Raw genomic sequence first — 13633 nt, 5'->3', positions numbered from 1 at the left:
TTCGTCGTCGACCTGGTCAAAGTTCAGTGGTATTTTCTAACTCAGCTATGTCGGAGTGTTCTGATCGGGGAACCGTTCTCCCGGGGCAGCTTTGCTGTTGACGTCCAGTACCTCTGTCGGGCCGACATTGAAAACTTTGCGGAATGTAAAGGAAAAGGCGCTGGTACTGCCGTACCCACAATCCTGTGCCACAACACCGACGGGCGTGTTTTTGGCAAACGCCTCCAAAACACTCCTCTGGGCCGGAACCTTCCAACATTCCTGGCAGGCTATTGACCCTCAAACTGTTTCAGGCGCTGCGTCAATAAAGTCCGACCCTAGGAACATCAGTTTTCAGACCGCGAGTTAACACAGGCTTTCGGTCCAAGAGCTTCTGCAAGCTCGCGCCAGGTTGCTGATTCCTGACGATCAAAGACGTTTGCGGGTGGGATATTTCCAAACTTCTCTTCAATGCTCAGCATGAGTATCAGGCTAAGGATGGAATCGAGAAACGGGTGTGTGTTGTCGGGATCAAAACCTGCGCGCGGGACCAACCCCTCGTGACCTGCGAAGTTTCGCAACACCTCAAGCATAGGGGACAGAGGTGACTCAGACACAGTAGCAGCCTTCGGTTGCCGCGTTGGCAAACCAGATGTGTCTGTCCCCCCATTTTCCAATATTGATCTAAGCTTTTTACGATCCAATTTCCCACTGGGAAGACGCGGCAGTTCCTCTGTGTGTAAAAATCTCAATGGCGCGGCGGCGGGAAAGAAATTTTCGGTAATGGCCTGCCGCAATTCCTTTTCCAGAATGTCGACATCCTTGCGTTTGGTTTCAATGGCAATGGCAACCGCATCTGCCTCGCGAATTTGCGCGACGGTGACAAAGGCCCGCTCGATCCCTGCTACGTTTTCTGCGATTTCGGTAACGGCATTCAGCGACAGTCTACGCCCCCGGATGTTAACCACATCGTCCACTCTTCCCAATACATCTAAACTCCCGTCAGGCAGAATGGTCACCCAATCATCAAGAAGAATGGGATCCTTGAGTGGATCAAAAACCGGCTCACCTGCCTGCAAATTCTTGAAATTGCCCAGGGTCCGGTCGTAGCCAACGGCCTTGACCCGGCCAATTTCGCCGGGTTGCAAGTCGTGACCGTCTGCATTGACTGCTTTTGCACCAGCCAAGAACATTCCACCCGGAGATCCCTGATACTTGGCAAAACCTTCGGCGGGAAGCTTTCCATGTGAAACTTCAATAAACTCCGAAGCGCCGTAGGTCGCGTTTAGTTCAGCTTTGGGAAAACGCTTCACTAAATCCCTGATGAGACGCGCGCGACTCGGTTCCCCCCAGGGGTAAAAGACGAACAATCCGGGCAAAAACTCGGGTGAGAAATCGGGGTTTTGCAACATACCGTGCAATACGCTGCACGGTGCGGATAAAGCTGTGGTGGACGTTGCGACCATAAGATCACAAAGCTGCTTTAGATCGGAGAACCCGGTGATTGGAGGCAGAACAATCGTGTGCCCCCCCACAAAAGCAGGCAGTGTTTCCAGCGCAGTTGCCGTGTCCCAACGCACAACTGTTAGCAAAGTTTGCGGCCGATCATAATCGAACACCCGCATCCGCGAGGCCATGCCCGCTGCCAGGACAACGCCTTTGGGCTCGCCCGAGCTGCCAGACGTGTAAACAACATAGGCGGGACACCGAAGATCAAGGGGTGGTAAAGCCGGGGCTTCGGCAAAACTGTCTAAAAGAAAGTCCAGAGCAGCTGCGTCGCAATCGTCGCCGATGATCACAGCGTTCACATTCTCAAGCTCTGGGTTTGAAGCTATCAAACGACTCCAAAGTGAAAACGTGACAAGAACCAAATCAGGGTCAAACGCTTTCAGGCGATCGACAAGCTGTTCGTTTGAATCCTCTGGCAGACCAACGCAAAGCAGACTTCCGGTTGCCGTCGAGGCCAGTTGCGTCACAATTGCCGCAGGGCTGGCCGGTAGCAGGCACAAAACCCGGTGTTGGCACCCAAATTTACGCACGGGGTCTGAGTGATTGGGGGCAATATCCTGAAAATGCAACAACATGCTGGACATGCGCAAACACAGGCTTGCCAAAACCCCATAGGTGATAAACCCAGACGCGGTTTGAATAGCGACATGGTCCGGGTCATGATTGGATAGCCAACACAACTTACTACGGCGCACCGTGTCGCTGCGCGTCCAGGTTTCCAAATCAACCAGTTCGCGCCTTGGCATTGCTCCTCCGTAAGCGGCGATCAAGTGCCGCTGAACCGGCATTTTCTGTGTCAAAACAAAGCTTCGGCAAGTGCGGGCCAGTTGCTGGGTAAGCCACAACCGCTGAACCAGATTTGAACCCGAACGAGGCGGCAGTTTGAGCGGGACGAGGTCAATGACCGGCACGCCATCCTCGTCAATCCATGTCGCAGCAAAGCAGACCTCCGCACCGCTGGAAATCGCAAGTTGCGCCGGAAATCCGGGCAGTTTGCCGGGGCGTAAAAGCCACGGTACCAACAACCGTTTGCCGGGGGCTCTTTCTCCGTCGAAGTATATTTGAAGCACTCCGCCCGCCCGCAAATGGTCCAGGTATCGGTTTGAGTAGGAATTGCGTTTCGTCACCCGCCGACCCGATAAAGTGATGTCGTAGCCTTCGCGACGCGCGGCGGTCAGAAAGTCCGAGGGTTCAGCAGGGTCGCCAGCTTCGGGTGCAACCTCGACAAGTGTTTGTACCGGCTTCCCCATTCCCGCCAACGCGACTTGCAAACGTCTTGAAGCGAAAGTCAGGTTCTGAGAGTGAGGCGAGTACACTACGATCCCGCTGGTGTTTTCAGCATTTTTTTCCAGCCAGGATTTTGCCCGATCGGTAAGCGCAGAGCCGACACCGTATGCTACCCCTTTCGACGAGGTTGCATAGTCCTGATCTGCTGGAAATGCGGTGGGCATTGATTCTGGACCAACCACGCGCACACCCTGAGTTTTCGCCGCCTCAATCAATAGATCATTTCCAAACGACACCCAACCCCTCGCAAGGCGTAACAGTTTGTCGAACAACCGCTTCTTGGCCGCGTTCTTTTTTGGCGGAGATATTCGACCCGACATCGCACGAGTAAGCGATGCTTCGACATGATAGGTTTTACCGTCTGAGATTGCCTCATCTAGCGCGTTAACCAGATGCTTTTCATCGACCCAATGCCAGTGTGAAAAAATCACGAAACGCGCCATTGGCGGAAGGGGCGATGCAGAAAAAATCAGCGTGGATTTGTAGCTGGCATCCAAACCATCGTTCAGAAAAACAACCAATGACAGGGCGCGCTGGGGATCATTAAAATGTCGCAAAGCAACGCATCGATATCTGAAGTGTTCCCTGCTTCGTTGGCCAAAAGGGCATTCACAATTTCCTGGTTAGCTGTTCGCCACTCCGTTTCAAAAGGTTGTTCAGAGCCGGGTTTTCCAACCGAAGCTTCGCCAGGACGGCCCGCCAGCCTGTGACCGCATTCCGAAATTGGATCCCCAGTCTCGTGCCTGATTAAGCGTGTCCTAAGCGGTTCATATTTCTCACGCAGTTCGGTCTTATTTTGCGTCAACAATTTGCGCGCGCTATCGAAGGCGCGCAAGCCAATAAGGCTTTGAACTCTTTGCACAATACGATCGGAGTTATCATCCGGCGTGCCGACAATCGCCTTGTTCACCACATTTGGGTATTGGTCGTTCAACGAGCCCGCTGCATCGTCAATTGCCTGTGACAATTTCCAACGGGGGACTTTTGCAAGACCCACATCCCGCATTGATTTCAGAACAAGTCGGCCCAACCTTCTGCGCGGTGTTGCGCCAAACAAAAAAAGCAACCAACCGACTGCGCAAATCTGGTTTTGTCGTACCTGGTAACCGAAATCTGGGCTGGAGAGGTTTGAATTTGGGTATTCAGGCGAAGTCTCTGCTTGCCGATCCAAACCCACGGCAATTGCGCACAGGATTTTTTCTAACGTACTCGCGCTGCCATCATTCGGCGTCATCTGACTTTTCCTGCCCCAAATTAGCTGTTTGGTCGCGATCCCTTTTCAAACCCTTGGTTTCCGCTCTGAAGCTAAGTCTTATTGCGTCGTCAGCCGGGGTCAAATGTGAAAAAAGCACAGACTGCGACCTACGACACCGGCTGGGGCCTTCTGCAAAGTGCATTGGGGCAAGGTAAGCTTTTCCCAGCCCCAACATTTTGCACGTATCAGTCGTTTTGTGCTTCTTAGACGAATAGGTTAGCGTCAAAAGACGACCTACACGCCAGATTTAACCCGCGTCCACATGCGCGTCACGAAACGCTGCATCTCAGCGTCCCAAGGCATCTTCATATAGAGGTTCTTCATCCCTTCTTCAGACGGATAGAGGCCCGGGTCATTCAAAATCGCTTCGTTCAGAAACTCTTGCGACGCAAGGTTTCCGTTTGCATACCAAACATAGTTTGAAATTGCGGCCGCGTTTTCTGGCTCCATCAGGAAGTTGATGAACTTATGGGCCAGTTCCGGATGAGGGGCATCCGCAGGGATCGCGATCTGGTCGAACCACATGCCCGAACCTTCTCGGAAAGCGCTATACTCAATTACAATCCCGTTTCCGGATTCGGCGGCCCGGCTTCGGGCTTGCAGGCCATCACCTGACCAGGCCATTGAAACGCACACTTCACCGGTCGCAAGGTCCGAGATATAGCCTGTCGAATTGAATTTCCTGACATAAGGACGAACCGCGTTAAGAACCGGTTCAGCTTTTGCGATAACATCGAGATCGCGCGTATTCGGATCCTCTCCGACATAGGTCAGGGCAGCGGGGATAAGCTCGGACGGAGCATCCAGAAAATTCACGCCACAATCGGACAGCTTGGACACATACTCCGGGTTAAACAGCAGCTCCATCGAATCCAGTGGGATATCGTCACCAAGCGCCTCGCGAACTTTTTCGACATTCACAGCAATGCCCGTTGAACCCCACATATAGTTAACTGAGTAGCTATTCTCCGGATCGAAGGTCGCGGTTCGTTGCTCGATAGCATCCCACAGGTTAACCGAGTTGGGCAGCTGGGCTTTGTCGAGCGGTTGGAAGACACCGGCTTCTATCTGACGTTGCAAAAACGTGCCCGAGGGAAACACGACGTCATAACCAGACTTGCCTGCAAGCATTTTGGTTTCAAGCAAGTCATTGGAATCGAAGTTATCGTAGACGACTTCGACCCCCGTTTCGGTGGTGAATTTCTGCAGCAGAGACTCGTCGATATAGTCAGCCCAATTGTAAACATAGACCTTTTCCTCAGCGTACAGCGCGGTTGTGAAAAGCAAGGTCATCGACGCAGCCGTCAATATAGATTTCATTGTGTACTCCTAGGGCTTTGCAACATGTTCCCGGTGGGTTGTGAGAAACGCGGTTCACCCGTCTTATGGTCATGAGGCAGATCCAACAAGCCTGAAGTTAAAGCTGAGCCTTACCAAAGGACGTATCACCACCCCAGTTAGTGCACCCCTTAAACAACAGGAATGTTGCACCCATAGCGTCAAACGACGTGGTGAGAATGAAGAGAAACTTGCCGCGATACTTGATCAGGTATTACTTGCCTCTGACTTCGGAGATGGTTGTCTCGCCGAGACGGTCGACTAGGCTTTGCTCGATCTCCTTCATGATACTCGAAACGCGACGGTGCAACGCATGTTCCACTGAACATTTGGGGGCATGGTCTTCTCTGCCAGAGGCGATCAGACTTTCGTCCAACGCAAGATACACATCCGCCAGGGTTATGCTGTCTGGTTCGCGTGCCAGACTCCACCCTCCTGCGTGGCCTTTTTCCGAAGTTAACAGACCCGCGTCACGAAGCCGTCCCAAGACGCGGCGTACCACCACCGGGTTCGTCCCTGAATGCTCGGCGATATCCGCAGATGTACGCTTACGATTCGGATCTCCGGCCATGTGGCCGAGCGTGTGCAGGGCGAGGGATAGGCGGCTATTGCGCTTCATTTGTCGTTCTTCTCCAGGCAGATATCACACGTAACAATAACTGTTGCATTCGTCTAGTAACTGCGTAAGTTACGTGAATCTCAATGCGCCATTCGGAGCAACCCATGTCAGATACCCGACTTCCTGTCACCGTCCTTTCCGGCTTCTTAGGGGCGGGCAAGACCACCCTTTTGAACCGAATCCTGAACAACCGCGAAGGACGTCGGGTCGCGGTTATCGTCAACGATATGTCCGAGGTGAATATCGACGCCGATCTGGTACGGGCCGATACCGAACTCAGCCGGACGGATGAAACTCTGGTAGAAATGTCGAATGGCTGCATCTGTTGTACCCTTCGGGACGATCTTTTGGAGGAAGTCCGGCGCCTCGCTGCGGAAGGACGTTTTGACTACCTGCTTATTGAATCCACAGGCATTTCCGAACCATTGCCTGTGGCAGCAACTTTCGATTTCCGGGATGAAGCGGGCGACAGCTTGTCGGACGTGGCGCGGCTCGACACCATGGTAACGGTTGTCGATGCGGTGAACTTGCTGAACGATTTCTCGTCCCACGATTTCCTACGAGACCGAGGCGAAACGATGGGAGAGGAAGACGAGCGAACTCTGGTCCACTTGCTTACGGATCAAATAGAATTCTCTGATGTGGTGATCCTGAACAAGGTTGATGATGCGGGGTCAGAAAAAGTTGATGCGGCCCGCAAGATCATCCGCAGTCTGAATGCAGATGCCGAGATCATCGAGACCAACCATTCGGAAGTTGCCGCAGAAAAGATCCTGGACACCGGCCTGTTTAACTTCGAGCAAGCCCATGAACACCCAATGTGGGCAAAGGAACTGTACGGCTTTGCCGACCATGTGCCTGAGACTGAGGAATACGGGGTTGCGTCATACGTTTACCGGGCGCGACTTCCGTTCGTTCCCGAACGCATTTTGGACGTTCTCAACGGTGATCTGCCAGGGGTGATCCGGGCCAAAGGCCACTTTTGGATTTCGACACGCCCCGATTGGGTGGCTGAATTTTCACTCGCCGGCGCATTGTCCAGCGTCAAACCACTCGGCACCTGGTGGGCATCAGTTCCCGAAGAGCGACGCCCCGCACATGACAGCGCCCGCACCTATATGCAGGCCCACTGGCAAGAGCCGTGGGGCGACCGCCGTCAAGAGATCGTTTTCATCGGTGCCGGGATCGACTGGCAAAGTTTGAAGGCACGATTGGACAATTGCCTTATTCCAGCAGTCACGGCGGCAGGGCCCGACAATTTGCCGGACCTGCCGGACCCCTTTCCGATTTGGCGCCGGGCAGAGGATGCCGCATGAACTTCGTTAGAAAGCCAGTGGAAGACAAAGTCACCGGTGTGAGCTTCGCAGATAATCCGTCTGCACTCCGCACTTTTGCACAGCCAAACTGTGCCGCTTTGATTTGGCGCCGGCGAACCCCGCCGGATATGCAAAGCTGGCTTGACCAACTTGATCCCAAGGCTCTGCCAAGTGGGCGATTCATTCTTCCACCAAGCACCGTTAAGACGACCGTGGGGCAACTCTGCGATATCTCCGGCATGCCTAACGGGACTGAAAGAGCGTGGCTTCAAGATGATATCGCTTCTCTGGCCGACATTTTCTGTGAACTGATGAACGCCAACTTCTTGCGGCTGCGGCTGGATGTTGTCACCACCAATGCTTGCCGTAAATTTCATACCGATGCTGTCACCGCCCGGTTGGTCTGCACCTATCGTGGCACTGGAACACAATACGGCACCTCGACTGATGGAAAGGATCCCGCGCTTGTGTTTACCGTTCAGACCGGCGCTCCGATCCTGCTACGGGGAACACTCTGGCCCGAGCGCCCATCGTCAGGGGTGGTGCATCGCTCGCCTCCGATCGAAGGTACCAGTGAATCCCGTCTCGTCTTGGTTTTGGACCCAGTGGAAAATCCGGAAACCGAAGCATGAGACGTAACCTCGGGCAATGCAGCTTGCGCCGCAAGCATCGATCAACCGATCCGATGGATGTGTTTGACGGCCTTCCAGCCCCGTTGCGACAGTGGTTGTCAGAAGCTGCATTGCCATGGTCCCCGGTATCCGCGCGCCGCATCTGGTCAAAATCGCGGGCCAAGGGGCTTTCATCAGAAGAAACGCTCGTGTCACTCAGCCAGGCCGAAGCCCGAACGCTCGCGCGTGACCGGCAATCGACTGTTTTCAAATTAAATTCTCAAACATGAAGGAAAAAATGCCACCTCTAACACAGTATGCTGTCGCGACCCATGCGACACTGGGTGCCGCACTTGCAGCGAAAACGCATGCGGCAGACTTCGAAACCCTGAGCGTTTGAGTTCCGATCGAAAAGTTGTTGTTTCAAATCGTGATTGACATGGCCCCCAGTCTAAGACAAGCAAGGGCCAGATGGTTCCCGATGGTGCGCCCAAGGGATGAAAAGGGAATACGGTGCGGTTCGCCACTTTGGCGCCAAATCCGTGACTGCCCCCGCAACTGTAAGCGGTGAGCGACGCCAAAATCCACTGGTCATTGGGCCGGGAAGGATGGCCAAGCATCGACCCGCAAGTCAGGAGACCTGCCATCACATGTTCAACCAACCCGGGGCGGGGCGTCCTGGAAGGAGGCTTTGATGGCACGTCTGAAACGTGTGTACATGATCGGCACCTTCTGTCCGCGCTTGGCTTCAAGCGGAGCGGACTATGCCGGAAACACCTGACCATTTCCTTCTGATCTGCTCGACCTGTACCGGCGCATTGTCTGTTGATGTCATGCGCAATGCGTTGATCGGCAGGTTGCCAACCGGGTTCGCAGTGCGCACCGTTACCTGCATGGCGGGCTGCGCGCGACCAACGGCCGTCGGATTTCAGGCTGTCGGAAAAGCACACTACCTGTTCGGCGATATTGAAACTGCCGAAGATGTCGACGCGCTGGCGGAATTCGCACATCAGTACCGCAACGTCGCAGACGGTTGGACCAACGCGACGGCCCGGCCGCAACCACTATTTACAAAAACCCTTTCTCGTTTGCCTCGAATTCAATTGGAGGAGCCATCATGACGACCTCATCTTTTCTGGTTGCGCGTGATCTCGAATATTATGCGCTCAATGGTGACGTTCTTCTGCAAGGCGTCTCGTTTGAATTGGCCGAGGGCGCGATACTGGCAATTGCCGGTCCAAATGGGGCAGGAAAAACCACGCTTTTGAACCTTCTGTGCGGGGCGGCTGAGATTGTATTGGGCAATGTATTGGTCAAGGAACGCAGCCTGAAACATATGCCCGCAATGGAACGCGCCCGCATGATCGCTGTTGTGGGCCAGCAAGAACAACCGGATGGCAGGTTGCTACTGCGGGACTATGTTGCCATGGGCCAGATTCCGATCTGGGCCGACCGTTCGGCGGATGAACATGCCAGAGAACTTAACAGAATCCTTGAACTGACCGACCTTGGCGCGCTGGCAGACAAGCGCATGGCGGTACTGTCCGGGGGCGAACGTCAACGCGCGCATATCGCCCGGGCACTGGCACAGAACCCATCGTTGTTGTTCCTGGATGAGCCGACCAACCATCTCGATCCGGATGCCAAGGGTCGGATGCTGTCTCTGGTCGCCGAACTCGGCATCACGGTTGTGATGATTGTCCATGATCTTGTCATGATCCCGGAATTCGCCACCCACGTGGCCCTGATGAAATCAACGCGGCTGACGGGATTTGGCCCCGTGGCCGAAGTGCTGACCCCCGAGCGGGTCCGCGATACTTTTGGCGTTGAATACCTGTGTTTTCACCACGAAGGCCGCGTGATTCCAGCGCTGGATATCCGAAAATCCACAATCTCAACCTAAACCAAGGAACATTCCCCAATGAAACACATCTGGTCCGTGGCGCTGTTCACAGCCATGGCAGGCGGCGCGTCCGCCCACGAGGTCACCGTCGACAACTGCGGAGCGCCGCTGGTGTTCGAAGCCCAGCCAGAGCGTCTGGTTGTGCATGACATGAACATGACCGATATGGCCTTCGCGTTGGGCCTGCAGGACAAGATCGTCGGTCTGACCGGCATCACCGGCTGGTACAAAACCAGCCCGGAATTCGACACCCTGCGCGGCGATATCCCCGAACTGGCACCGAAATACCCAACGGTCGAAAACCTTGTTGCCGTGGAACCCGACCTGTTCTTTGCTGGCTGGTATTACGGCATGAAGCCGGGCGGAGATGTGACCCCGGATACGCTGGAGCCCTTTGGTATCAAGACCATGATCCTGACCGAAAGCTGTGTGCATCTGGACAAGGATCGCCCCGAAGCCAGCATGGACCTGCTGTTCAATGACGTCCTGCGCCTGGGTCAGGTCATGCACGTTGAAGACAAGGCCGAGGCGCTGGTCACGGGCTGGAAAGACGAACTCTCAGTGATCGAAGCGCAGACTGCCGACCTGGCGAAACCCCGCGTTTTCTTGCTGGACGGCCCGGCGGACGCGCCATTCACCGCAGGTAAGTTCGCCATCCCCGATGCTATGATTGCTGCCGCGGGTGGTGAAAACGTGACCCACGACATGGAAACAAGCTGGGGCCGAACCTCGTGGGAGGCGGTCGCCGCCGCAAACCCGGAATTCCTTGTGCTGCTTGATTATCAAACGGGCAATGGCGCTGCGGACACGTTCAAATTTTTGCAGGAACATCCAGTGATGTCGCAGACTGAAGCCGTGAAAAACGAGCGCTGGATCGGTTTGCGGTACGAGGAATTGACCCCCGGACCGGCAAATATCGAAGCGATTTCGAAAATGGCCCAGGCCATGCATCCAGGCCTCAACTGATATGGGCCGACTGGGCCTGACACTTGTGCTGGGGGCGGTCATGTTGGCCGCCCTCTTACTGATGTCCACCATCTATGGCACCACATCCATCCCTGTCACGGACACGGTCACGGCGATCTTGCTGGGAACGGGGCTGATTGAAGGAGAGATGTCGCCGCTGCACCGGATCGTCTTTGACCTGCGCCTGCCGCGCGCCTTGTTCGCGGCCGTGATCGGGGCTGGTTTGGGCATTGTCGGTGTGGTTTTGCAAACCACAACGCGCAACGACTTGGCCGACCCGTTTTTGTTTGGCCTGTCCTCGGGCGCGGCGGCAGGTGCCGTGTTCGTCATCACAGTGACCGGGGATATTCTGGGTTTTTGGACCTTACCGCTGGCCGCGTTTTGCGGAGGGCTTGTGGCGTCGGGTATCGTGCTGGCACTGGTTCACGGGTTGCGTACAAGCGCGCCCGAGAAACTGATATTGGCCGGTTTGGCCGTGTCCTTCTTGTTCTCTGCAATCACCAACTATCTAATTTTCGCAGGCGACAGCCGCGCCGCGCATTCGGTGATCTTCTGGATGCTGGGCGGTCTGGGCCTAGCCCGGTGGGAGACGTTCCCGCTGGTCTGCGCCGGATTGCTGCTTATTTTGGCCTACGCGCTCTATCGCGCCCGCTGGCTAGACGCATTGCTGACCGGAGACCTGACAGCTGCAACGCTGGGCGTGCCGGTGCAGGGGCTGCGGTTCAGCATGTTCTTTGTCGCGGCCCTCGCAACAGCTGTGTTCGTCTCGGTGGCTGGCGTGATCGGTTTCGTCGGCTTGATGGTCCCTCATATCGCCCGTGGGATCGCAGGGCCGTTGCACCGGCATCTATTACCCACTGCAGCGATTGTCGGGGCGGCCTTGCTGACAGGTTCAGATATTCTCAGCCGCCTTTTGCTGGCTCCGCAAGAACTGCCCGTTGGGATCGTTACCACCTCGATTGGTTCCGTTTTCGTGTTCCTGCTTCTGTTCAGAACATCGAGAAGCCAGCGGTAGCTTTTAAGGCCGCTGACCAACCGACCCGGGCAAGATTAAAGCTTTTGCCCGACCTGCTGAGGGATGCGCATTATTCCACCAACAATTCAATTTGTTTCAATGACCTCACAGATACGGAAAATTCTGTCTCGCGCTTGTCAGCGGGTGTGATCCAAATCGCGCGCAGGCTTACTAGTTCACTCGGATCGGCGCCTTTAAGTGTTGTGAACGCCGCGTGAGGTTACCTTGCGGCAAAGCAGGTCAGTGAAACAACTACAGGAGCCCGCTTCGACATGAATATGGCAGAGTTTTCAGGAGCAGCCTTTCAATTGCTTGAAATACTTACGTACTCTTTTGTCCTTTGTGTCGGCCTGGCGGCGCTTTGGGTTGTGGTTTTATATGTTCGCGACCGGACGCAAACCGAAAGCACGCTGCGCCGCAACTACCCGGTCATTGCGCGGTTCCGTTACGGGTTCGAACATGTCGGTGAGTTTCTGCGGCAGTATTTCTTTGCACTAGACCGAGAGGAGATGCCGTTCAACCGGGCGGAACGATCCTGGGTTTACCGGGCGGCCAAGGATGTGGATTCCACTGTCGCCTTCGGATCAAGCCGGGATTTGAAGCCGTCGGGAACCGTGTTCTTCGCCAACTGTCCATTTCCAACGCTGGAGAAAGACGCCGAGGAACCCGCCGAGGTCGAAATCGGACCTTTTGCGCGTCATCCCTATAAGACCAGTTCGATTTTCAACATCTCGGGCATGAGTTATGGAGCCATCTCAATCCCGGCGGTGCGTGCCCTGTCTTTGGGTGCAAAAAAAGCGGGAATCTGGATGAACACGGGCGAAGGCGGGCTGTCGCCATATCATCTGGAAGGCGGCGCCGACATCGTCTTTCAGATCGGAACCGGCAAATTCGGCGTTCGTAAACCCGAAGGCGGGTTTGACGAGGACAAGCTGCGCGAGGTTGCGGCGCATGATGCCGTCAAGATGTTCGAGATCAAACTAAGTCAGGGGGCAAAACCCGGCAAAGGCGGTATTCTGCCCGGCGTCAAAGTCACCGAAGAGATTGCCGAAATCCGGGGGATCGAACCCGGGCAGGACGCGATCAGCCCGAACCGGCATCCTGATATCGACAGCGTTAACGATCTGCTGGACATGATCGCCTTTGTGCGGGAAGTTACTGGCAAGCCGGTGGGCTTCAAGGCGGTGATCGGCGCGCAAGGATTCTTTGAAGACCTCTGTGCTGAAATTCTGCGGCGCGGTGTTGAAAGCGCCCCGGATTTCGTGACCATCGACAGCGCCGATGGTGGCACAGGCGCAGCCCCCATGAGCCTGATCGACAATATGGGGATGCCGATACGCGAAAGCTTGCCTCTGGTCATTGATGTGCTGAAGGCGCATGGTCTGCGCGACCGGGTCAAGGTCTGCGCCAGCGGCAAGATGATCAACCCGTCCGAAGTGGCCTGGGCCTATTGCGCAGGGGCCGATTTTGTCAACTCGGCCCGCGGGTTCATGTTTGCCCTGGGCTGCATTCAGGCATTGCAGTGCAACAAAAACACTTGCCCAACCGGGATCACCACTCACAATCGCAAGCTGCAATTTGGGTTGGACCCGGCCAATAAATCGGAACGCGTGGCCAGCTATGCAATGAACATGAAGAAAGAGATCGGCATTATCGCCCATAGCTGCGGTGTGGCTGAACCCCGACTTCTCAGGCGACACCACGCGCGGTTGGTACTGGAAAACGGCCGCTCTTTACCGATGAGCGAGCTTTATCCCGAACCGCAACAGGTGGCGGCGGCTGAATAACCCGCAATTGCTGTCTATAGTTTCCTTCAAACCCCATTTAGGTGAGTG

13 protein-coding genes and 1 riboswitch are annotated in these 13633 nt (G+C 55.2%); of the genes, 8 read left to right on the top strand and 5 right to left on the bottom strand.

Translation table 11 applies throughout. The features are described 5' to 3' along the window. Positions 1-45: 45 nt before the first annotated feature. From ACR0B0_RS14595 to ACR0B0_RS14575, 5 genes are all read right to left on the bottom strand, one after another. Entirely contained in the window at positions 46-228 is a 183-nt protein-coding gene (locus ACR0B0_RS14595) for an AraC family transcriptional regulator (protein ID WP_480648393.1), read from the bottom strand. A gap of 98 nt (positions 229-326) precedes the next feature. Next, positions 327-2258 carry a class I adenylate-forming enzyme family protein gene (locus ACR0B0_RS14590; protein WP_480648391.1) on the bottom strand — a complete coding sequence of 644 codons (1932 nt, stop codon included), beginning with the start codon at positions 2256-2258 and terminating at the stop codon, positions 327-329. 1022 nt (positions 2259-3280) lie between these two features. Continuing rightward, positions 3281-4009, bottom strand: coding sequence for a hypothetical protein (locus ACR0B0_RS14585; RefSeq protein ID WP_480648389.1), 729 nt, complete (start codon positions 4007-4009; stop codon positions 3281-3283). Positions 4010-4264: 255 nt separating this feature from the next. Further along, complete coding sequence (locus ACR0B0_RS14580; RefSeq protein ID WP_480648387.1) at positions 4265-5350, bottom strand: polyamine ABC transporter substrate-binding protein; 1086 nt, start codon at positions 5348-5350, stop codon at positions 4265-4267. Positions 5351-5582: 232 nt separating this feature from the next. Continuing rightward, positions 5583-5987, bottom strand: a complete 405-nt coding sequence (locus ACR0B0_RS14575) for an RrF2 family transcriptional regulator (protein WP_170351190.1) — start codon at positions 5985-5987, stop codon at positions 5583-5585. 104 nt (positions 5988-6091) lie between these two features. Between ACR0B0_RS14575 and ACR0B0_RS14570 the strand changes: the two genes are divergently transcribed. The 8 genes from ACR0B0_RS14570 to ACR0B0_RS14535 all read left to right on the top strand — a co-directional run bounded on the left by ACR0B0_RS14570 (position 6092) and on the right by ACR0B0_RS14535 (position 13585). Beyond that, on the top strand, positions 6092-7303 hold the full coding sequence (locus ACR0B0_RS14570) for a GTP-binding protein (protein WP_480648385.1): 1212 nt from the start codon (positions 6092-6094) through the stop codon (positions 7301-7303). Continuing rightward, positions 7300-7935: a DUF1826 domain-containing protein gene (locus tag ACR0B0_RS14565; protein ID WP_480648384.1), complete on the top strand. Its 636-nt coding sequence runs from the start codon at positions 7300-7302 to the stop codon at positions 7933-7935. Before ACR0B0_RS14570 ends, ACR0B0_RS14565 begins: the two co-directional genes overlap by 4 nt. Continuing rightward, positions 7932-8204: a DUF6525 family protein gene (locus ACR0B0_RS14560; RefSeq protein WP_170362608.1), complete on the top strand. Its 273-nt coding sequence runs from the start codon at positions 7932-7934 to the stop codon at positions 8202-8204. The genes ACR0B0_RS14565 and ACR0B0_RS14560 overlap by 4 nt, the downstream gene beginning before the upstream one ends. A 165-nt stretch (positions 8205-8369) precedes the next feature. Further along, a riboswitch (cobalamin riboswitch) is annotated at positions 8370-8576 on the top strand. A 102-nt stretch (positions 8577-8678) separates the two neighbouring features. Beyond that, entirely contained in the window at positions 8679-9035 is a 357-nt protein-coding gene (locus ACR0B0_RS14555) for a DUF1636 domain-containing protein (protein WP_170351193.1), read from the top strand. Next, entirely contained in the window at positions 9032-9817 is a 786-nt protein-coding gene (locus tag ACR0B0_RS14550; RefSeq protein ID WP_170351194.1) for an ABC transporter ATP-binding protein, read from the top strand. Before ACR0B0_RS14555 ends, ACR0B0_RS14550 begins: the two co-directional genes overlap by 4 nt. An 18-nt stretch (positions 9818-9835) precedes the next feature. Then, on the top strand, positions 9836-10783 hold the full coding sequence (locus ACR0B0_RS14545; protein ID WP_170351195.1) for an ABC transporter substrate-binding protein: 948 nt from the start codon (positions 9836-9838) through the stop codon (positions 10781-10783). Between the two features lies 1 nt (position 10784). After that, the gene (locus ACR0B0_RS14540) at positions 10785-11798 is read left to right on the top strand and encodes a FecCD family ABC transporter permease (protein WP_480648382.1); all 1014 of its coding nucleotides are present in this window, start codon (positions 10785-10787) and stop codon (positions 11796-11798) included. A 272-nt stretch (positions 11799-12070) separates the two neighbouring features. Then, positions 12071-13585 carry an FMN-binding glutamate synthase family protein gene (locus ACR0B0_RS14535; protein WP_480648380.1) on the top strand — a complete coding sequence of 505 codons (1515 nt, stop codon included), beginning with the start codon at positions 12071-12073 and terminating at the stop codon, positions 13583-13585. Positions 13586-13633: the final 48 nt, after the last annotated feature.

Source organism: Ruegeria sp. BA12 (assembly GCF_056539625.1).
The sequence above is the reverse complement of the archived record's forward strand: the minus strand, read 5'-3'. Positions and strand labels throughout refer to the sequence as shown.

Bases quoted from the DNA above. Each gene is read 5' to 3' on its own strand.
- ACR0B0_RS14585 (WP_480648389.1), bottom strand. From the start codon at position 4,009: ATGACGCCGAATGATGGCAGCGCGAGTACGTTAGAAAAAATCCTGTGC.
- ACR0B0_RS14580 (WP_480648387.1), bottom strand. From the start codon at position 5,350: ATGAAATCTATATTGACGGCTGCGTCGATGACCTTGCTTTTCACAACC.
- ACR0B0_RS14575 (WP_170351190.1), bottom strand. From the start codon at position 5,987: ATGAAGCGCAATAGCCGCCTATCCCTCGCCCTGCACACGCTCGGCCAC.
- ACR0B0_RS14570 (WP_480648385.1), top strand. From the start codon at position 6,092: ATGTCAGATACCCGACTTCCTGTCACCGTCCTTTCCGGCTTCTTAGGG.
- ACR0B0_RS14565 (WP_480648384.1), top strand. From the start codon at position 7,300: ATGAACTTCGTTAGAAAGCCAGTGGAAGACAAAGTCACCGGTGTGAGC.
- ACR0B0_RS14560 (WP_170362608.1), top strand. From the start codon at position 7,932: ATGAGACGTAACCTCGGGCAATGCAGCTTGCGCCGCAAGCATCGATCA.
- ACR0B0_RS14555 (WP_170351193.1), top strand. From the start codon at position 8,679: ATGCCGGAAACACCTGACCATTTCCTTCTGATCTGCTCGACCTGTACC.
- ACR0B0_RS14550 (WP_170351194.1), top strand. From the start codon at position 9,032: ATGACGACCTCATCTTTTCTGGTTGCGCGTGATCTCGAATATTATGCG.
- ACR0B0_RS14545 (WP_170351195.1), top strand. From the start codon at position 9,836: ATGAAACACATCTGGTCCGTGGCGCTGTTCACAGCCATGGCAGGCGGC.
- ACR0B0_RS14540 (WP_480648382.1), top strand. From the start codon at position 10,785: ATGGGCCGACTGGGCCTGACACTTGTGCTGGGGGCGGTCATGTTGGCC.
- ACR0B0_RS14535 (WP_480648380.1), top strand. From the start codon at position 12,071: ATGAATATGGCAGAGTTTTCAGGAGCAGCCTTTCAATTGCTTGAAATA.